12 protein-coding genes are annotated in these 20,077 nt (G+C 71.7%); 8 read left to right on the top strand and 4 right to left on the bottom strand.

The features are described 5' to 3' along the window. The first annotated feature begins 109 nt into the window (after nt 1-109). The 7 genes from OO63_RS06965 to OO63_RS06995 all read left to right on the top strand — a co-directional run bounded on the left by OO63_RS06965 (nt 110) and on the right by OO63_RS06995 (nt 13,239). Nucleotides 110-1,906, top strand: a complete 1,797-nt coding sequence (locus tag OO63_RS06965; RefSeq protein ID WP_234311082.1) for a PD-(D/E)XK nuclease family protein — start codon at nt 110-112, stop codon at nt 1,904-1,906. Further along, nucleotides 1,899-3,170 (top strand): pPIWI_RE_Y domain-containing protein, encoded by a 1,272-nt coding sequence (locus tag OO63_RS06970; protein ID WP_157853956.1) that lies wholly within the window; start codon nt 1,899-1,901, stop codon nt 3,168-3,170. Before OO63_RS06965 ends, OO63_RS06970 begins: the two co-directional genes overlap by 8 nt. Further along, a complete protein-coding gene (locus OO63_RS06975) occupies nt 3,163-6,909 on the top strand; it encodes a pPIWI_RE_Z domain-containing protein (RefSeq protein WP_030357293.1) in 3,747 nt (1,248 codons plus the stop codon). Before OO63_RS06970 ends, OO63_RS06975 begins: the two co-directional genes overlap by 8 nt. A gap of 81 nt (nt 6,910-6,990) precedes the next feature. Then, nucleotides 6,991-10,059 carry a pPIWI_RE module domain-containing protein gene (locus OO63_RS06980; protein WP_030357292.1) on the top strand — a complete coding sequence of 1,023 codons (3,069 nt, stop codon included), beginning with the start codon at nt 6,991-6,993 and terminating at the stop codon, nt 10,057-10,059. Nucleotides 10,060-10,388: 329 nt separating this feature from the next. Beyond that, nucleotides 10,389-10,592, top strand: a complete 204-nt coding sequence (locus tag OO63_RS06985) for a hypothetical protein (RefSeq protein WP_157853957.1) — start codon at nt 10,389-10,391, stop codon at nt 10,590-10,592. 176 nt (nt 10,593-10,768) lie between these two features. Then, nucleotides 10,769-11,953 (top strand): PDDEXK family nuclease, encoded by a 1,185-nt coding sequence (locus tag OO63_RS06990; protein WP_030357290.1) that lies wholly within the window; start codon nt 10,769-10,771, stop codon nt 11,951-11,953. Between the two features lie 95 nt (nt 11,954-12,048). Further along, nucleotides 12,049-13,239, top strand: coding sequence for a cation:proton antiporter domain-containing protein (locus OO63_RS06995; RefSeq protein WP_030357289.1), 1,191 nt, complete (start codon nt 12,049-12,051; stop codon nt 13,237-13,239). Between the two features lie 4 nt (nt 13,240-13,243). On the opposite strand, the gene OO63_RS07000 is transcribed toward OO63_RS06995, so the two are convergent. From OO63_RS07000 to OO63_RS07010, 3 genes are all read right to left on the bottom strand, one after another. Further along, nucleotides 13,244-13,837 (bottom strand): MBL fold metallo-hydrolase, encoded by a 594-nt coding sequence (locus OO63_RS07000; protein ID WP_030357288.1) that lies wholly within the window; start codon nt 13,835-13,837, stop codon nt 13,244-13,246. A gap of 96 nt (nt 13,838-13,933) precedes the next feature. Further along, the gene (locus OO63_RS07005; RefSeq protein WP_030357287.1) at nt 13,934-16,759 is read right to left on the bottom strand and encodes a molybdopterin-dependent oxidoreductase; all 2,826 of its coding nucleotides are present in this window, start codon (nt 16,757-16,759) and stop codon (nt 13,934-13,936) included. Next, nucleotides 16,756-17,604 (bottom strand): FAD binding domain-containing protein, encoded by an 849-nt coding sequence (locus OO63_RS07010; protein WP_030357286.1) that lies wholly within the window; start codon nt 17,602-17,604, stop codon nt 16,756-16,758. The genes OO63_RS07005 and OO63_RS07010 overlap by 4 nt, the downstream gene beginning before the upstream one ends. A gap of 289 nt (nt 17,605-17,893) precedes the next feature. Here OO63_RS07010 and OO63_RS07015 point away from each other — a divergent pair, with 289 nt between their 5' ends. Continuing rightward, on the top strand, nt 17,894-19,573 hold the full coding sequence (locus tag OO63_RS07015) for a PucR family transcriptional regulator (protein WP_030357285.1): 1,680 nt from the start codon (nt 17,894-17,896) through the stop codon (nt 19,571-19,573). Between the two features lie 83 nt (nt 19,574-19,656). Here OO63_RS07015 and OO63_RS07020 read toward each other — a convergent pair whose 3' ends face one another. Continuing rightward, nucleotides 19,657-20,052 carry a TOBE domain-containing protein gene (locus OO63_RS07020; RefSeq protein WP_030357284.1) on the bottom strand — a complete coding sequence of 132 codons (396 nt, stop codon included), beginning with the start codon at nt 20,050-20,052 and terminating at the stop codon, nt 19,657-19,659. Between the last annotated feature and the right edge of the window lie 25 nt (nt 20,053-20,077).

Here is a 20,077-nt window from a genome sequence, read left to right on the forward strand (position 1 = left end):
CACAGATGTGTGTCATGCTGGGTCGCGTCCAGGGTGCCGTTCACAGCCTGCCAGGCCCCTTGGTCCTGGACGTCCACTTTGCCCTTGCCGCCCTGCAACGGGGGTCACCATGCAGAACCCACCGGGTGTGGCCGGAGACGGCTGGCTGATCAAGGCGAGTCCCCGGATGGCTCGGCCCGACGCCGCTGCCTGCCCCACGCACCGCCGCATCGCGATGCGGCCCCAGCTCGTGGCCGAGCCGGCTGTGCCGTTCCTGTCCACGCCGTACGAGGAGTTCGGATTCGGCCCGCTCTTCGCGGCGCTCGATCGTGTGGAGCATGACGGCCGGTCCGTCGCGCAGGTGCGCGAGGAGCTGCGGAATACCCGCGGCCCGTTCCGAGGCAGGGGCGCACCGGTCCACCCCGTACATCTCGCGTGGACCGCGCACGCCCTGGAGCGGTACGTCGCGGCCCGCGCCCGTGAGCAGGCCGCCGCCGCGGAAGCGGGGCTGCCGCCCACCCTGGCGGTCAAGCAGCCGTGGACGTGGCGCACCCGCCGACTGGACGCCCCCGATCCGCGCGGCGCCCGGCAGTACGAGCACACCCTGTGGGGCCGCATGTACGCCTCCGGCGACGGGACCGTGCGCGACCTCTGGCTGCCCTCGCTGGGCCGAGCCAAGACCAGCCGACCCGCCGCCGAACTCGGAGCCGTGGCACAGGTGATGGCCCATGGTGCACCCACTTCCCGGCGCAGAGCGCGGGACGAACCCCCGGCCGTGGCGACCGACACCAGCCGGCCGCCCACCCTGGTGCGCGTCTTCGACGTCGGGTGCGCCGACGGTTCGATGGAACCGCTGCTCGGTGCGCCGCCGTTGTTCGGCGAGGGGCTCGCCGAGGCAAAGGGGCGGTTCGGGAGCGACGCCGTGCCGGCGTTCCTCGCGGCCGCGACCGCGACCGGCACCAAGCCCGGCGAGAGCTGCGTCGACTGCAAGGCCATCGCCGGTTGTACGGACCTGAAGCGCACCCCGGGTCTGTGGGCAGGGCGGCCCGCGTCTGTCACGCGCAAGCGGCGTTCCGTCTCCGCCTGGGACCTGCGCCTGTATGCGGAATGCCCTGCCCAGTACCACCTGGTGAGGCGTCTGCGTCTCAACGACCTGTCCGGCGAGAACGAGGGGGCACGGCGTGGCAGGTTCGTCGACTCCCGGCTGGACGCGCTCCACGGTGAAAAGCCGGTTCGCGGCTGCCGGGACCGTGCGGCCCTCGATCCGGACGCGCTGTGGTCCGAAAGCGGTCTCGACGAGGCGTCCGCGCGTGAGGCCGCCGGAATGCTGGACGGGCACCGGCTGCTGTGCCCGCTCGACGGACTCGGCGCCGACGAGCACGTCCTCGTGCAGCATCGGGTGACGGCCTACGTTCCCGAACTCGATGTCGTCGTCCTCGCCGTACCCGATCTCGTGTACACCCATCGTGGCCGGTGGATCTGGCGCGAGACGAAGACATCCTCCCGCCCGCTGTGGGAGCGGGATTCACTGCTGGGTACGTATCCGCAACTGGCGCTCGGCGTGCTGCTGTTGCACGCGAGGGCCGTGGGCGACGACCCGCGCCGCTCCTGGATCGAGCTGGAGCACCTGCGCGAGGGGCGCGGGGAGAGCAGGCTCGAACGCGTCGATCCCGGGCGCGCTGAGACCGTAGATGAAGCCCGGGATGTCATCGCTTCTCTCGCCCAGCCGCTCATCGAGGACACCACGTACGAACCGAGGACCGGGCGCCACTGCCGCGGCTGCCTGGCGCGCACCTGGTGCCGTCGCGGCAGTGCACACGTCACCGATCATCCGTCGCCGCACCGCCCCGATGCGTCCTCTGCCGCCGACGGGTCCGAGCCGAATGGCGACCTGGCGCCGCGAGGGGGTGCTGCGTCCTATGAATGACCAAAGGGCGGCCACGGACTGGATGTTCAACCGGGATGTCGTTCTGCTGAAGGACGTGGCCACCGCCGTCCTGCACCTGGCGTCCGTCGACGACCTCGACGCCTTCGCCCTGCCCTATCCGGCCGCCGCACAGCGCGCCCTGGATGCCCTGACCCTCCAGTGCCTGCGCAACGGGGCCACGCCGCCGGCCGGCGTGCCCGAGATGGTCCGCTGGGCCCGCGCCCGGCCGCTCAGCAGCTGGCCTCTCGACCAGCTGCCCGCCGACCTGTTCGACGCTGCGGACCGACTGATCGACGAGGGCTCGGGAGAACCCTCCCAGCTCTGCCACGAACTCGCCGTGCGCGGACACGGCGACAGCACCGGGCGACAGTACGACCGCATGGTCATCCATGAGGCCCTGCGGGTCTGCCGCGCGACGTCCGCGCCCGAGTCGTACACGGCCTTCCGCCGCCTCCTGATCACCCGGCCCGTGCTCACGGAGGACGACTGGGCCGAGATCGCCTGCGACCTCTTCCTCGACCCGGTCCGGTTCCTCGTCGAGGAGATCTACGCTCCCGTCCCCGCCGGTTTCCGGCGCGACGGTTCGTACCTGTGCTGCCACCGCTGCCTGACCCTGCTGCACCCGGTGTCCGCCACCGACTGGTGGTGCGAGCGCGACCAGTGCCGCCACCAGGGCCCCGCGCCGCACGGCCGGACACTCGTGGCGGCGGAGACCGGCGAACTGCGCCAACTGCGCAAACCCTTGCGGCTGTTCGTCACCGGGCCCGGACAGGCCGAGACCTCCCTGGAGGGCGAGCTGCGGGCGCTGGGGCTCACCGTCGAGATGTGGCCCAACTTCGACTCGTACGACGTGCGGGTCATCTTCCCCGACGGTCATGTGTGGGCCGTGGACGTCAAGGACTGGGCGCATCCCGCCTTCCTCGGCCGCAGCGCGACCGCGGTGCGGGCCGAACCGCCCTACGACGAGGCGTGCTGGGTCGTCCCGGAATTCAGGGTCCGCGCACGCCGCGACTATCTCGACAGCTACGCCAAGGAGCGGCGCGCTGAGGCGGACGGGCTTCGGCTTCTGACGGATCGTCAACTCGTGTGGGCTGCCCGGCTGCGACTGGCCGGTGACCGAGGACCGGACGCCTTCATCGCTCCGCCGCGCGCCGAAGCGGACGAACCGCCGTGCCCCGGCCGAGGGGTCGCTGGACACCGCCCCATGGACACCACGACCCCGGCCGAGGGCGCCGGGCGGGAGGACGGAGTGGACGATGCGTGACCGCAGCAGTTGGTACCAGCCGGTCGTGGCCGCGCTCGGACCCTGGCCCGAGGAGCACGCCAGGACCCGGCCCGCCCTGCTCTGTCAGGTCGAGCTCGCCCTGCGGCTGATGGAGACCGTGGCACCCGGCCACGCCGCCGACGGGGCGTGGACACTCCTGGGCGGCTACGGCCTCGCCTTCGCACGTGCGGCGAAGTTGCCCGTGGGTGCCGCGGAGCAGGTCGCCCTGGCCGCCGCCCGGCACCTGCTGTGGCCGATGCGCCGCGGCCGGATGTGGCGGCAGTCCCTGGACGCGTACCTTGAACTGCCGGAACGGCTTCGGGCGTACCGTGTCCCGGCGCCGGGGGAGGCGGCATACCGGGTTCCTCCCAAGGTCGCGGCCGACCGCTTCGCCGTGTACGACGAGGCGCTGGCGAGCTTGCCGGGCTTCGCGGTCCAGCCGATGGAACAGGCGGAGGCGGGCGAGCATCGCTTCATGGACCGCCGCCACCGGCGTACCTCCGTCACCATCCCGGCCGACCTCGTACGAGACCCTCTCCCAGGCCACCCCCTCACCGCCGGACGCCCGGCCACCGCAGGACCGCTGGAGGTTCCGCTCGACGAACTCGCCGACGTGGCACGGTGGATGGACGAGGAGGAGCGGCGGCGCGGCCGCACGGCAGGAAACTGGGCCCAGCGCCTCGACGACCTCGATCTCGATACCCGTACCCCCGACGGAACCGCCTTCACATCGGCCTCCTCGCTGCCGCTGGACCGTCTCACCCACCTCGTCGGCATGGTCGGCGCGGGTAAATCGACCCTGATGACCCTGCTCGCCGTCTGGGCGCACCACAATGACCTGCGCACCACACTCGTCGTCGGCGACGTGGCCGAACAGCTCACCCTGACCGAGCTCTTCCGCGGACTCGGCCTGAGTGCTGCCCTGATCCAGGGTGGCACTACGCGACCCCAGCACACCCAGCGGCTGCACCGTAGACTCGCCGCGCGCGGAGCGCACTCACTGCTCGCCCACACCGACGCGACCTTCCGACACCTCAGCACCGCCTGCCCACTGGACGCGCTGCGCGCACTCGACACATCAGAGCCACTGCGCTACAACGACGCACCGTGCGGCGGCCTGCACCCCGTGCGCAGAGACAGGGCCGACGGGGGTGGTGACGAAGCGACGGCCGAGAACGCCCTGCGCGCACTCGCACGCGCCCGCGGCGCTGGCGGCGGGCAGACCCCGGAGGGCGGCACCGGGGAAGAGGAGGAATGGGGCGCCCCGCACGCCTGCCCGTTGTGGAGCGCCTGCCCCCGGCACTCCGCCGCGCGCGACCTCGTCGACGCGCTGATCTGGGTGGCGAATCCCGCCAGCCTCGTCCAGACAGCTGTTCCACGCCAACTCAACGCCGAACGCCTGCGCTACCTGGAACTGGCCTGTCTGCGTAGCGACATCGTGATCGTCGACGAGACCGACCGCGTACAGATGCAGCTGGACCAGATGTTCGCGCCGTCGGCCACCCTCGTCACCACCGGTGTCTCGGAGTCCTGGCTCGACCAGTTGCAGACCCATGAGATCGCGGAACTCGCCCGGCAGGGACGACTACCGCTCTCCGACCAGGACGTGGAGCGGTGGTCCGCCGCCCTCGACATCGTCGGCACCGCGGCGGACCGACTGTACGCCATGCTCATCGACGACGAAGGGTTGCGTAACTGGGCGCAGATCGACTACTTCAGCGCATGGACTCTTCAGGAGAAGTTGCTGAACGCTTGGTACCCGCTGACATCCGGCCGTGCCGTCCGGGGCCAGGACGGCACGGAGGCGGGCGACGTCGAGGACGAGACCGCGCTGTACGAGGACGACGGCGAAGGGGAAAGCTTGGGAGAGGCGGATTTCCCTGAGCCGGAGGTGCCCTGGGCGCACCGCCGCAGTGAGATCACCGGGTTCCTCGACACGTTCCGGGATGATCCGCTCGGCGGGCGGGGCCCCTACCTGACGCCCGCCGACGAACTCACCGCCCTCGCCCACGACGTCCTGCACACCCTCGACGAGAAGCGGACGCGCGCCCGGGTCCGCGCGCTCCTCGATTCCTTCCTCGTCGGAGCGCCGGGGCCCCAGGAGCGGCCGCCGTACACCGTCCGTCAGGGCAGGGAACGGGCGCGCGTGGAGGTACCGCTCACTGAGGAATGGCGCGAATTGAACGCGCGGCGACTGGAGTTCACCCTTGTGCTCGCCGCGCTGCACCAGCGTCTGGACCGGGTGACCTTCCTGTGGCCCCAGGTGGAGGCGGCGCTGCGGCTCGACGCGGCGAGCCACGGGCTGACCCGCCGACCACCGCTCGACTACGCGCCACTCCTGCCCGAGGCACCCATGGGCAATGTTCTCGGTTTCCAGTACCTCATCGACGAAAGGGCGGCCGCGCGCGACAAGGACGGACGCCGCACCGGAACCCTGCGCTTCTTCCGCTGCGCGGGCGTGGGCCGCGAACTGCTCCTCGGCCTCCCCCAGCTCGGCGCCGATCCCTCCCGGGCCGAACCCGGTCCACACGTTCTGCTGATGTCCGGCACCAGCTGGGCCGGCACGTCCACCCGCGCCCATGTCCTCGCTCCCGTCCGCGCGGTCCTGAAACCGCAGAGCAAAGCACTGCGGTCCATCCGGGACACTGTGTTCCGCACCGAGTTCCTCTATGACGCGACCGGGCAGCCGATCCGCCTCTCCGGGCAGGACCCTGACAAACGCGAGGACGTGCTGCGTTTGATGATCGACCGGCTGGCCCGTCCCCGCAGGGACGGAACCACGTCTCCGCTGCAGAGCGAACTCGCACAGATCCCCGACCAGCGTCGCAGGCGCGCCCTGCTTCTGGTGGGCAGCTACGCGGAGGCCGGGGTGGCCGCCACGGCCCTGGACGAGATCCCGCGCTGGCGCGGCCGGGTCCGTGTCCTGGCCGCCGACGACGCGGAACTCGAAACCGCGATCGACGGAAGGGCACCGGCCGGGAGCCGGACACGGAGCACCGGAGCGGTGCGACGCGGCGACCTCGCCTCCTTCGCCGAGGACCCGGACGCCGAACTGCTCGTCGCCCCTCTGCTCGCCGTCGAGCGCGGGCACAACATCCTCACCACTCCGCAGCGCCCCGGCGAGGAAAGGGTGGCGGCGTTCGGAACGGTGTTCTTCCTGGTCCGCCCTCACCCTCGTCCCGATGACCTGTCCCTGGCCGTCTTCGCCATCAACGACTGGGCGAGCCGGTTCGTACGAGGTCAACTGACCAGCGAAGGGGCGACATTCGGTGATCTGGTGGCGGAGGCCGACGATCTCCACGCGGCAGGCGGCACCTTCCGCACCGTCGCCCGCCGGGTCTGGCGGCACGTGCTGTCCCGTCCCTACATCTACTCCTCGCTCTCCGACGACGAGAAGGAGTCCTTCGTCTGGGACCAGCTCGTCACCCTCTGGCAGGTCATCGGCCGCCTCGTCCGCGGTGGTGTACCGGCCCGCGTCGTGTTCGTCGACGCCGCCTTCGCACCGCGGCTGGCCGCGGCACAAGCACCCGTCGCGGGCAGGAGCAGGGGGGCCCGAACCAGCGACCCGGGACTGCTGGTACGCCTCCGGGACGTCCTCGCCCCGTACTTCAGCGGCGCCGAGAACACTGTCGGCGGGCCCGACCCCGCCGACACCGAACTCGTCATGCTGCTCTACCGGCCACTGTACGAAGCGCTGTGTGGCCTTGGCGCTCCGCCCGCGCCGAGCGACACCGACTGACACACCGGGACGCCGTCGCTGCCAAGGCTGTCCAGGACACGGCGCTCACCGACCACGTACGACATCGCAGGGAGAACGGACATGTATCAGCACATCCGCCGATCCGCGTACCACCTCGCCGAGGGCAGCGAGCCCTGGACCGAGGACTACCGAGCCCTCGCCTTTCCCGAACACTGGCACGCGGACCTCCTCGAACTGCACAACCACGGGCACGACGAGGAGAAGAGGCGGCTGACCCTGCCCACACGCCGGCTCGACGGCGTCCTGCAGACCCTCGCTCCCGACGTGATCGTGCGCCCCCGCCCCCGTGTCCCCGTCGAGCCGGGGCCGGAGCAGCGCCCCGGGACCGCCGAGGACTTCTGGATGTACGTTCCGGCCTCGGCGACCGATCCCCTCCCGGAGCGCTCCCTGCGGCAGCTCCTGGACGCGTGGTTGCGCACACTCGGCCCCAAGGGCGCAGGGCAGGACCCCGCGTTTCGCTCGCTGCTGCTCGCGAGCAGTGCCGACCTCAAGCAGAACCTGCCCGAGTGGCAGCATGTCACCGGCGTCGAACTGCTCACCGCCCCCGTCACCCCCGGCGGGACCGCCGCCCCTGACCCCCGGCAGTTCCAGCTCGCCACCGACGCGTTGGCCCGCCGCATCCTCTCCCTCGACCCCTACCGCTTCGAAGGAGGGGAGCTGCACTTTCGGGCTGTACCTCGCGGCCCTCGCGACCAGGGGGCCGAGCTCATGTCGCAGCCCATGCGCCGGACGGTCAAGCGCAAGGAGTGGTGGTTCTCCGTCGTACTCAACATTTCCCTGCACACCACGCCGTTCGACGCCAGACCGCGTTTGCACCTGCACTGGGGCGTACGACGGTGGGCGACGCATCCGCGGGCCACCACCAAACGCCTCAACCTCTCCTACCGGGAAGCCACCACGGTCTACTTGAGGCCCACCATCCCCTGGCTCCCCGGAGCACCGGCCACCGAGCGCTATGCACTCGCCCGGCTGCGCAGGGACCGGGCAGCGGACACCTTCGCCTGGTCCGAGAACGACACGGCCGGCATCCTGCGCGGGCTCAGCCTCGCCGGCAATTTCCCGGACCCCGAACAACTCCTCGCCGAACCGGGCTCCTGGATCGGCGAGGGGGGAGGGGTCCGCGCCGCAGTGGTGCACAGCACCCGGATGGGAAAGCACGAGATCGGTACCGGCTTCATGCCCAACCAGCGCGCCCAGCTGACCGAGTGGGCCGAACAGGCCCTCCCGGAGCCCGTGGTGCGGGTGCCCGATCTGAAGCGGGGGCGCGGCAAGGGCACCGGCGCCCCGGGGAACCGGCGGCCCAAACCGAGGACCGACGAGGCCAAGAAGACCGAGCTGCTGCGTGAGACCCAGGCGCGCAGGGCGAACCTCGCGGCGCAGGCACGGATCGCCGACTCGGCCCCGCACTACAGTGGTCCACCGCTGGTCGAGGTTCGGTTGCTGTGGCAGTCGCCAGAAGTACGCAAGGAAGCAGTGGCCCAATTCGCGCACGCCCTGGGCCTTGACGGTGACGGTGGTGCCTCTGCGGCCGCGATCACGGATCGGGACTTCGACGAAGCCCGGCCCGGGGCACCAACCGTCCTCGAATGGCAGACGGAGGAACTCGTCCTGCGGCTGCGGTGCCTGCCCCTGGCTGACGGACTCGGAGACCGGCTGGTGTTCGACCCGGCCGTCAAAGGCAAGGGAGCGGCCCTCTCTACGGCCATCGTCGAGCGCCGCAAAGCCCTGGAGGCATGGCTGCGCGCGGACGGCGCGGACCCCGGCCGCCCTGAACTTGCCCTGGTGGAGATCGCCCACCGCAGCACCTTCCGCCCGTCGACGACGGACCCCAAGTTCGCCGTTCGGCTGGGGTGCGCCGACGCAGGCGTACTGACCCAGTTCGTTGTGACCTCGTCCACTGACCGGCAGATCGACAATGCGGACAGCATCGGGCATCGCACCCACAGCTCCTGGCTCGATGGGCTGCGTCAGCTCGGCGTCCGTGTACTGCCGCAGCACACCCTCGGCGACGACCTGCCCGACGGGCTTCAGTATGCCGCGGTCTGGATGGTGAAGCGCCGCAAGGACGGTCCGACCCGCCTGCCCAAGCACCTGCCCGTGGCCGTACTGGCCACCCCGCTGCCGCACGCGACAGGTCAGGCTGCCGTACGGGGCTGGGACGACGCCGCGGGGGAGTGGGTGCCGTATGCGCGCTTCCTCCTCGGCCTGGTGAAACTGGCCGAGATTGATCCCGAGGCATGTGCGGAGCCCGACCCGCAAGGCGACGGCCCGCAATCGAGTGCCCCTCTGGTGACCGGCCAGCAGTGGCGTACCAACCTCGCCCAGCAGCGCAAGGAGACTGCGGCATTCCTCCAGCGCGTACTGCACTCGCTACGTGGTCAGCCCACTGTGCTGATCACTCACGCACAGAACAGCAGGCTGCACTGGCCGTGGCTGCAGGACGGCCGGATCGAGCGGGATCTGATCCGGACGGGCCACGCCCCCGCGGGCCGGCTCGACGACGAACTCCGCCTTGTGCGCGTCCGAGGATGCGGCGGGCGGGAGGCCGCGCAGTGGTGGGGCCTGGCGGAACCCGGCAAGCCGCACGGCCAGCCAGCCGGCTTCTGGGCCCAGACCACCCCGTCCCAGGGCGGGACCCCAGCAACTGAGCGGATCTTCTACAGCACCACGGAACGACCGGGTACCCACGCCGTGTCGCCCGCTCTCGACCGTCTGGCCACCAGGGTCAACGCCGCGGGCAACCTCACTTCGCAGGCGGGCACCAGCGCCTGGAACCCGACCTTGCTCGAGATCGCGGTGCTCGGCTGCCATGCGAACAACGACGCGGGCGCCCTTGCCCTGGGAAAGCCGGACGATGCCGAGGCTCTGGCCCTCGCCATACACCAACTGCGCCAGGCACCGGACTATGCGGCGGCGCTGTCCCTGCCGCTCCCGCTTCACCTGGCGGGACTGGCCCAGGCATACGTCCTTCCGATGCTCGCGGAGGGTGATGAGAATTCAGCAGGAGTGACGGCGGGGGCCACTGTGGAGCAGGACCAGGGGAGCATGACGGACAACGATTCGGACCCGGACCTCATGGACGCGGCGGGGCTGACCACGGAACCCGAAGGGGGAGACGACGAGGGGTGAGGCTCGTCTCCGGAGGGGGCCTTGAGCTATGGGACGAAGCGCTTCTCCGGGGGGAGCGGCTGATGCACAGCCGATGGCTCCGCGACTTGCGTGGTTCGGCGGCGTCCACTTGGGTGGGTAGCGTCGAGCTGGAGCTGCTTGAGTCAGCAGTCACGCACGGTGCATGCGCCGCTTTGACGCTCGCCCAGTGCGTCCCCGATGGGCCGTCAGAATGGCCCTGACAAGGTATTACTTGCCCGTCGATGGTGCCGCACCGTGGGAAGACTCCTGATCTGGGGACGGCCTGGCGGTTGGGGGAGCCCGTCGACATCCTGCGGGAGTCTTCCCTGATGCGATGGCTGAGGCTGGGCGTCGATGGCGCCACGGTGGCCGAGGGTGGTGTGGGCCTGTTCGACTGCGCCTACGTGTGGCGCGACGGCCACCGAAACAGGAACGAGTTCCGCAGGGTGTGGTACTGCCGACGGCTGGTCGGCAGACCTGGTCCAAGCGGCTACGTGAGGAAGCTGCTCCGGACTGTCGTGACGCTCATCTGACGCTCAAAGTACCTGAAGGCTTCCCTTGCAGGTCGAAAATTGGCATCTGACCTGCAGGTATGCCATGTCCCTCGTGATGTGATGTGTTCCCGATGACACATCATGTGGAGTGCGTGGCGATTCTGGAGCCGGTCACGAAGCGCTCCTGATCTGGCATCTCGTGGGGGTGGGAACGCGTGAGCGATCAGCCGGTGTTCGTTCTCGGTGAGGAGTTGCAGGCGCTGGAGCTTGCGGGGTTCGAGACCGAGGCGGAGTTCCAGGAGCTGCTCGCGCGGCATCCGCGGGTGCTCGACTTCGGTTCCCTCGCCGACGGCAGGCCGCTGCGGCTGGTGCTGGTGGCGAGGGAGATGGGGGTCTCGGCGAGTGCGGAGAGCGGGGCGGCGTACTGGCTGGACCATCTCTTCGTCGACGCCGATGGAGTGCCGACGCTGGTGGAGGTCAAGCGGGCCACCGACACCCGGATCCGGCGTGAGGTCGTCGGGCAGATGCTGGACTACGCGGCGAACGCTGCCCGTTACTGGCCGGCCGCGCTGTTGCAGCGGTCCTTCGAGGAGACGTGCGGCAAGGACGGGCGTCCGCTGGAGGAGGCGTACGGGGAGCTCCTCGGCGGGGGTTCGGCGGGTTCGGCGGGTTCGGCGGGATCGGCGGGGTCCGCGGAGGAGTTCTGGCTCGGCGTCGAGGAGCGGCTGGCCGCCGGGCGGATGCGGCTGCTGTTCGTCGCCGACCGGATTCCGCTGGAGCTGCGGGCGATCGTCGAGTTCCTGAACCGGCAGCTGCGGCAGACCGATGTGTACGCGGTGGAGCTGACGCAGTACCGGGGCGGGGGAGACCTTCGCGTGCTGGTGCCGCGTATCTATGGGGAGGTCGCCACCGCGGCGAAGTCCCCCTCAACTCCCCGCGCGACGCAGCGGACCACCCGGGCCGAGATGGACGCGGCGATTCAGGCCCGTCCCGACGCGGAGGTACGGCGGGTCGCGACCGCCCTGCTCGATCACGCGGCGGCCAACGGGCGGCTGGAGGGCGGAACGGCCAAGTACCGGAGCATGTCCGTCTACTACCCCGTCTCCGGGCGGCAGGTGCCGGTCTGGACCCTGTCCTTGCAGGACGGCCCGGTGCGGGACGACCTCTCCTTCGCCTTCGGGTCGATCACGCATCACCTCGGCCGTGAGCGGGCGGCGGCGTTCGCCGCGTCCCTGCCGGCCGTGCCCGGGTTGGCGGAGAGGTTGCAGGCGTTGCCGGCGAAGGCGTACAACGCGTGGCCGTCCGTCGCCCTGAGCGCCCTCGCCGCGGAACCCGGCGCTCTGGAGGGCGTCCGCTCCGCGATCCACGGTCTCATCGACGGTCGGGAAGGCTCTGGCTGATGGTGTCGCCACACGGCGGACACGGGCGCTGACCTGGCCGCCCGCCCCGTGCGGCGTCCCCGCCGTCAGGGCTCGCGCCTGCGACCATACCCACCGTGATTGCCTCGATCATCGCCGTCGCCGCCACCCTCGTCGTCTGGTCGTTGTTGGCTGAGAAGTGTGAGGAGTGGCGGTTCACCGCGCCCGTTGTTGTGGTGGTCGCGGGGGTCTTGGTCGGGCTGACCGTGCGGGACAGCGTGGGGGAGACGCTCAATACGCATGCGGCTTTGCGGGCGGCTGAGGTCACGTTGGCTGTGTTGTTGTTCGTTGATGCGGCTGATGTTCGTGGGGGGATGTTCGGGCGGCATCCCGGGGTCGCGTTGCGGGTGTTGTTGATCGGGTTGCCGTTGAGTTTGGGGCTTGCCGTGGGGGTGGGGGCCTGGTTGCTGCCGGGGGTGGGGTGGCCGTTGTTGTTGGTGATCGCCTGTGTCGTGGTGCCCAGTGACTTCGCGCCCGCGCAGGCGATTCTGCGGGACCGGCGGCTGCCGGCCCGGGTGCGGGACGTGCTCAATGTGGAGGGCGGGTACAACGACGGGATCGTGTCGCCGGTCTTTCTCTTCGCGTTGGTTCTCGCGGGGCATGCCACGAGCGGGCGGAGCGCGGGGGACGCGCTCGGGACGGCCGCGCCCTCCGCGTTGAAGGCCGTTCTCGTGGGGCTCGCGCTCGGGGCCTTGCTGGGGTTCTGCGTCAATCGGGCCGAGCGGGCCGGGTTCATGAGTGCTCAGGCCAAGCGGTTGGTTCTCGTCGCGGCGCCCTTGTTGGCCTATGGGTGTGCGGTGGGGATCGGGGGGAACGGGTTTGTTGCTTCTTTTCTGTGCGGGTTCGTTTTTCACGCCGTGCGGCGTACTGAGGAGACTCAGCGCGAGATGCAGTTGATTGACGACGTCGGGTTTCTGCTCGGGGTCGTCATGTGGTTCGTTTTCGGGACGACCGCTGTGTTCGCCTTGTGGGGTGGTGTCGAGTGGGAGCTCGTGCTGTTCTGTGCGGCCGCCTTGACCGTGGTGCGGATCGTGCCCGTGATGCTTTCGCTCATCGGGTCGGGGGTGCCCGTCCGGGAAGGGTTTCTCATCGGGTGGCTCGGGCCTCGCGGGACCACCTCCATCGTGTTCGGGCTGCTCGCCTTCAATGAGCTGAGCCTCGACGACGACTCCGTCCTCGTGTTGACGGTCTTGGTGATCACCGTGCTCGGCAGCGTGGCGCTGCACGGCCTCGGCTCTCCCGTCACCGCGCGGAAGTATCGGCCCTAGGCGGCTACAGCGGGGTCGTGTCGTCCGGCGTGAACGGTGCGCCGTGGCCCGGCACGATCAGGTCCGCTGTCGCGTGTACGCGGGTGCGGGACGCGCGCAGGACTTCGCGGTCGGGGGCCACCGGGTCGTCCGCCGGTCCCGCCGCGTGCCACCAGAGGTCTCCCGCGAACGCGATCACGCCGGAGGCGGTTCCCGCGAGGAGCGTGATGTCCTCGGGGCTGTGGCCGGGGGTGCGGATCAGGCGGAGGGACGGGGTGAGTTCGTGGCCTTCGGCGTCCCGGTTCGTCCAGGTGTTGTTCTGGTACTCCACCTTGTGGTCGTGGATGCGGGCCTGGGGGAACAGGCCTGCGTTGAGGGTGTTGTCGGGGTGGTGGTGGCTGAGGATCACGTCGGTGATGTCCTCGGGGGCGAGGCCCAGTTCGGCCAGGGGGCCGAGGATGTCGTCGCGGCTCGCGACCATGCCGGGGTCGAAGACGATGTGGCGGCCCGCGTCGGAGACGTAGGAGACGGTGGCGGCGACGCCGGGGCCGGTGGAGCCCACGTAACCGGTGGTCAGGACCTTGTATGTGGCGGTGCGGCCGAGCTGTGTGTTCGTCATGGCCTTGATTCTTCCGAGGTCCGTCGGCTCCCACGAGTGGCACGTCTGCCGGTGATCGCAGGATTTGTGCCAAGGGTGGGGGCGCGCGTCGCGGGGTCAGGACGGGGGCACGGGCGTGGGGGAGGACAGCGCCAGCCACACCCGGTCGCGAGTCACCGGGAGCCTCGTGAAGCGGATGCCCGTCGCGTCGCGCAGGGCGTTGGTCAGGGCCGGAGCCACCGGGTTGAAGGGGCTCTCGCTCATGGACTTGGCGCCGAGGGGGCCGATCGCGTCCCTGGTCCGCGTGAAGTGCACCTCGGTGCGGGGGACGTCCGCGTACTGGGGGAGGCGGTAGCGGCGGAAGGCGGCCGTGGTGACCTCGCCGCGGTCGTCGACGCGTACCTCCTCGAAGAGGGTCGCGCCGAGGGCCTGGGCGACACCGCCCTCCACCTGGCCGCGGCACTGCATCGGGTTCATCACCCGGCCCGCGTCCGCCGCGTGCACGCTGCGCAGGACGCGGATCTCGCCCGTGCCGGGGTCCACGGCCACCTTGAACCAGTGCGCGTTGAACGCCACCGAGCGCGGCGAGCCGCCCCAGTGTCCCTCGGCGGAGAGCTCGGCCCCGGCGCCCGACTCGCGGGCCGCCTCGTGGAGTTCCTTGAGGGGGACGGTGCGGCCCGCGCAGTCGAAGGCCTCCGCGCCCAGGTGGCACAGGTGGCGGGCCACCCCGGTGTGCCGGGCCGCGAACGTGCGGAGGCGTTCGGCGAGCGCCGTCGCCGCGAGCAGCACCGCCTTGCCCGCCACCACCGTCCCCGTCGAGCCGAAGGCGCCCGTGTCATGGCGTACGACATCCGTGTCCGACTGACGGATCGTCACCCGGTCCTCGGTGGTCCGCAGCGCGCCCGCCGTGAGCTGCTGGTGGACCGTCGTGGTGCCGTTGCCGAACTCCGCCGTCCCCACGGCGACTTGGTACGTTCCGTCGGGGCGCAGCGACACGCGGGCGTCGGCGAAGTGGCCGCCGGGCGGGCCCGTCGCGATCATCGCCAGGGCCGCGCCCTGCCCGACCAGCCAGCCCTCGGGCGGCGCCGGGGCGGTGTCCGGGTCCGCCGCCATCGCCTCGCGTACGACCGCCAGACACTGGTCGAGGCCGTACGACGCGATGTGCAGGTCCTCCTCCTCGCCGATCGGGCTCAGCATCGGCTCGCCGGGGCCGATGACGTTGCGTTCGCGGACCGTGAGCGGGTCCAGGTCCAGGCGGCGGGCCAGCTCGTCGAGCAGGGACTCGACGGCGAAGGTGACCTGGCCGAGGCCGTAGCCGCGGAAGGCGCCCGCGGGCACGCAGTTGGTGTAGACGGAGTACGCGTCGACCTTCTTGTGCGGGGCGCGGTACATGGCCATCGACTCGCCCACGCTGTGGAACATCACCGCCGGGCCGTGATTGCCGTACGCGCCCGTGTTCGCCACCACCCGGTAGTGGAGTGCCGTCAGGGTGCCGTCCGCGCGGGCGCCGAGCTTGATCGTGACCTTGAACGGGTGCCGGGTCGTGGCGCCGTGGAACTGCTCGGCCCGGGTGTACTCCAGCTTCACCGGCCGCCGCAGCCGCAGCGCCGCCAGCGTCACGACGTCCTCCGTCAGCATCTCCTGCTTGCCGCCGAACCCGCCGCCGACCCGGCCCGCGACCACCCGGACCTCGTCCTCCGGCAAGTCGTACAGCGCGCACAGCGCCCGCCGCGTCAGGAAGGGCGTCTGCGTGGACGAGCGGACCGTGAGCCGCTCCCCGGTGCCGGCTCCGTCCCCGCCCTCACCCCCGCCCGCACCCCCGTCCTCGGACGTCGGCTCGAAGTACGCCACGCAGCCGTGCGTCTCCAGGCTCGCGTGCTGCACGCGCTGCGTACGGAACGTCTCCTCGATGACGATGTCCGCCTCCGCGAAGCCCCGCTCCACGTCGCCGATCTCGCCGTGCACCTCGCCCACCACGTTGTCCGCCGCCCGCGCGATGCGGGAGTCCGCGCCCTTGTCGCCGTGCAGGGCCGGGGCGCCCGGTCGCATGGCCTCCTCGGGGTCCACGACGTGGGGGAGCAGCTCGTACGTCACCTCCACGCGCCGGCAGCCCTCCTCCGCCGCCTGCTCGCTGTCCGCGACGACGGCCGCGACGCGCTGGCCCACGTACCGGACCGTGTCGTCGAGGACACGGGTGTCGTCGGGGTCCTCGGTGGGGTGCTCGTGGCGGGCCGACGAGTACAGGCGGTCGGGGGCGTCCTCGTGGGTGAGGACGGCGTGCACGCCCGGGATGCCGAGGGCGGCGCTCTTGTCGACGGCGAGGACGCGGGCGTGCGGGTGCGGGGAGCGGACGAGCTTCATGTGCAGCAGGCCCGGTACGTCGACGTCGAAGGTGTAGCGCGCGCTGCCGGTGACCACCTGGGGGCCCGCCGGTGCGCCGAGGTTGCGGCCGACGGCCTCCCCGGCGCCCGGGCGTTCGGTGTGCGCGACGCCGCGCACGGCGTCCTCGATGGCGCGGTAGCCCGTGCAGCGGCACAGGTTGCCCTTGAAGGCGCGCGGGAGGTCGTCGAGCTTGCCGTCGTCGTGCGCCGAGCCGCGCTCGGCCTCCAGGGCGGCCGTGGTCATGAGGAATCCGGCGGTGCAGAAGCCGCACTGGAAGCCCTGCGCGTCGAGGAACCGCCGCTGGACCGGATGGAGTTCGCCGTCCGCCGCCGCGAGGCCCTCGACCGTCGTGACCTCGCGGTCGGCCGCCCGCACCGCCGGATAGACGCAGCTGTGCACGGGCTCGCCGTCCACATGGACCGTGCAGGCACCGCAGTCCCCGGCGTCGCAGCCCTTCTTCACGCCGAACCAGCCCTGCTCGCGCAGATAGGTGCGCAGGCACTGGCCGGGGCGTGGATCCGTGGTGCTGGGGCGGCCGTTGACCTGGAGGTGGAAGGTCATCGGTGGGTCTCCTCACGTCGGGGGGCCTGCGGTGCCCGGCCCAGTTCGCGGCGTATCTCCTCGGCGAACCGGAACGCCATGTGCCGCCGCCACTCCGGCAGTCCGTGGATGTCGTCGAACCACTCGTCGTCGCCGACCGCCGCGGCCAGTGCCGCCCGCAGCCCCGCCGCGTCCGGCACCAGCGGGAACCAGAGCCGGACCGGCCGCACCGTCGCCGCCGTCACGGTCACCGTCAGCGAGCCGTCCGCCGGGTCGAGGGCGCCGATGACCAGGGCGCCGGAGCGGCCGAGGCCGTACAGGGACGCCTGCCGGAACGCGGTGCGGCAGCGCAGGGCGCGGGCGGGCAGGGTGACCGAGCGCAGCAACTCGCCCTCGGCCAGGACGGTACGGCCCGCGCCGGTGACGAAGTCCGCCGCCGGGACGGTGCGCGCCGCGCCCGTCTGCGGCCGCAGCAGACACATGCCGTCCAGCGCGGCGGTCAGCGAGATCATCGGCCCGGCCGGAAGGCCGTTGCAGAGGTTGCCGCCGACGGTCGCCATGTTCCAGATCTTGAACGAGGCGAGGAAGGCGCGGCAGCACTCCGTGAAGAGCGGTGCCGCCGGTGCGGCCGAGGTCGCGGCGAAGCGGTACAGGGTGGCGATGGTGCAGGTCGCCGCGATCTCCAGGGCGCCGTCCTGCCGGAGTGCGACCGGCTCCCAGCCCGTCCGGCTCAGGTCCACGAGGCGGCGCAGGTGCGGCTGCGGTTCGGAGAAGAGGTACGTTCCGCCGCCGAGCCAGGCGTCGCCCGGCCGCCAGGGTTCGCGGCGCCGCGCGTCCCGTACGTCGAGCACGGTGTTCAGATCCACGGCTCCCCCTGTCGTGCGCTCATGGCTCCCCCTGTCGTCGGCCCGCCCGTCGCCTTCCGGCCACGGTCGGCGGGTGTTCCGGCCATCGGCTGTCCTCAGTGAAGCCCGCGGGGCGGGGCGCGAACCACTGGTCCCGTACACGGAAAAACACCGGACCCGCGGGGTGCTCCTTGTGTGTTCAACCAAGAGGCGTTCTGCTCGAACACCTGGGCATTTACGATGAGGCTTCTCGTATTCGCCTCGTGAATGTGAGATGCGGGCCGTCCCGCAGCCGCGCAAGGAGCACCGCATGCACGTCGACCACCTCCGCCAGCTCGACAGCCTCGGCATCATGCTCGTCTGGGGCGACGAGCACCTGCTCGGCCGGGAGATCAGCGGGGTCACCGCCACCGACCTGGAGGACCCGGAGCGGTTCCTGCGGCCCGGCGAGATCGTCCTCACCGGGCTCGTGTGGTGGCACCCGGACGACGGACGCGCCAAGGCCGAGCGGTTCGTCGCCGCCCTGAGCGCGGGCGGCGCGGTCGCCCTCCTCGCCGGGGAGGAGACCCACGGCGCCGTCCCCGCCGACCTCGTCGACGCCTGCCGCGCCCACCGCGTGCCCCTGCTCTCCGTGCCCGCGCGCACCAGCTTCCGCGCCGTCACCGAAGCGGTGTACCTGCGGCAGTGGGGGGACCTGAGTCGCCTCCCCGCGCCGCACCACGCCCTGCCGGAGAACGTACGCGGCGAACTCGGCCGCCTCCTGGAGCGCGGCGCGGGACCGGCCGAACTCCTGGAGAGCGCCTTCGCCCACCTCGGCACACCGCCCTGCCACCTGCTGACGAGCACCGGCCGCACCGTCGCCCGCACCTCGTCGGCCCCCGCCCTGTCCGCGCGCGAGGCGGTGCGGCTGCTGCGCTCCGCGTCCGGCACGACGCTGCGCGTCCAGGCCGACGCCACCGCGTACGACGCCTGGCAGCTGCACCTGCCGGACACGGACGCCGCGCCGCCCCGCGTCCTGCACGAGATAGCCGAGGTGCTCGCCCAGCACCGCCACCACCACGACCGCCGTCGTGCCGCCCGCGCCCGGGCCCACGAAGCGCTCGTCGACCTGCTCGTCCGGGCGGACGCCGGGGCACCGGACACGGACGCGCTGGCCGACGCGCTGCGGGCCTGCGGGCTTCCGGCGCGGGGGAGTTACCGGGTGGTGGTCGCGGGAGTGGGAGCTTTCGGTGCGGGTGCGGGTGCGGGTGCGGGTGCGGGTGCGGGGGTCGGGGGTGCGGTGGACGGCGTGGGTGCGTCGTGTGCGGCCGCCGGGGTCGCTCCGCCGGGTCCCGGCCTCGCCCTCGACGCCCTCGCCGAAGCCACGCGCCACCTCACCTCCGCGCCCTTCGCGGTGGCGGAACGCCCGGGCGTCGGGGCCGTCGCGATCGTCCCGGTCGACGCGGGGGCCGACGGCACCGGGGGAGAGGGGCGCGAGCCCGGCGACGGGCTCCGGGACGGGTTCAGGGACGTGTGGCCGCTGCTCCTGGCCTGTCGGCCGGACACCGCCCTGCACGCGGGCATCAGCACCCTGATCCCGGACCCGGCCGGTCTCGGCCGGGCCGTCGTCCAGGCCCGCTACGCCCTCGCGGGAGCGAGGACCACCGCACCGGCGGCCGCCGGGCCGGAGGCCTCGGCCGTCACGGCCGTCGACGACCTCTCCACCCTGGAGTCCCTGCTCGCCGGAGTCCCCCACGACGTACGCGCGGCGTATCTGAGCAGCACGCTGGGCCCGCTCCTCGGCGAGTCACGGGCGTCGCACGGCGTGCTCCTGGAGACGCTGGAGGTGTTCCTCGCCCACAACGGCTCCTGGGCCCGCACCGCCAAGGCCCTGCAGCTGCACGTGAACACCGTCCACTACCGCATCCGGCGCGTGGAGGCCCTCACCGGCCGTGACCTGTCCCGCCTCGACCACAAGCTGGACCTGAGGGCCGCCCTGCTCTGCCGCTGAGACGCGAACGGCCTCCGGGGGACGCGGCCTTCAGGGGCGACGGCCTTCAGGCGCACCGGCCCTACCTCCGGAGCGCACCGGCCTCAGGGAACGTCGACATGGACATTCGTCGACTTCACCCGTGCGGTCACCAGCACCCCGACCTCGATGCCAAGCTCCGCCACGGACTCCCGCGTCACCAGGGACACCAGGCGGTGCGGCCCCGACTGGATCTCCACCTGCGCGGCCACGTCGTCGAGGCGGACCGCGGTGACGATCCCGGCGAACGAGTTGCGCACGGACGTGGCCACGCCGTCCGGCACCGGATGCCGGCCCGCGGCCCGCTCCTCGGCGAACGCCGCGAGCGCGGTGCCCTCGACGGTCCGGTTCCCCGTGCCGTCCCGCTCCATCCGCAGCCGACCGCCGTCCGCCCACCGGCGGACGGTCTCCGCGCTCACACCGAGGAGCGCCGCTGCCTGTCCCATGCTGTACGACCGCACGGTCGCACTCTACGGTGAGCGCACC

Origin of the sequence: Streptomyces alboflavus, from assembly GCF_000716675.1 — a bacterium.
GTDB classification, from domain to species: domain Bacteria; phylum Actinomycetota; class Actinomycetes; order Streptomycetales; family Streptomycetaceae; genus Streptomyces; species Streptomyces alboflavus.

Bases quoted from the DNA above. Each gene is read 5' to 3' on its own strand.
- OO63_RS06965 (WP_234311082.1), top strand. From the start codon at position 110: ATGCAGAACCCACCGGGTGTGGCCGGAGACGGCTGGCTGATCAAGGCG.
- OO63_RS06970 (WP_157853956.1), top strand. From the start codon at position 1,899: ATGAATGACCAAAGGGCGGCCACGGACTGGATGTTCAACCGGGATGTC.
- OO63_RS06975 (WP_030357293.1), top strand. From the start codon at position 3,163: ATGCGTGACCGCAGCAGTTGGTACCAGCCGGTCGTGGCCGCGCTCGGA.
- OO63_RS06980 (WP_030357292.1), top strand. From the start codon at position 6,991: ATGTATCAGCACATCCGCCGATCCGCGTACCACCTCGCCGAGGGCAGC.
- OO63_RS06985 (WP_157853957.1), top strand. From the start codon at position 10,389: ATGCGATGGCTGAGGCTGGGCGTCGATGGCGCCACGGTGGCCGAGGGT.
- OO63_RS07000 (WP_030357288.1), bottom strand. From the start codon at position 13,837: ATGACGAACACACAGCTCGGCCGCACCGCCACATACAAGGTCCTGACC.
- OO63_RS07005 (WP_030357287.1), bottom strand. From the start codon at position 16,759: ATGACCTTCCACCTCCAGGTCAACGGCCGCCCCAGCACCACGGATCCA.
- OO63_RS07015 (WP_030357285.1), top strand. From the start codon at position 17,894: ATGCACGTCGACCACCTCCGCCAGCTCGACAGCCTCGGCATCATGCTC.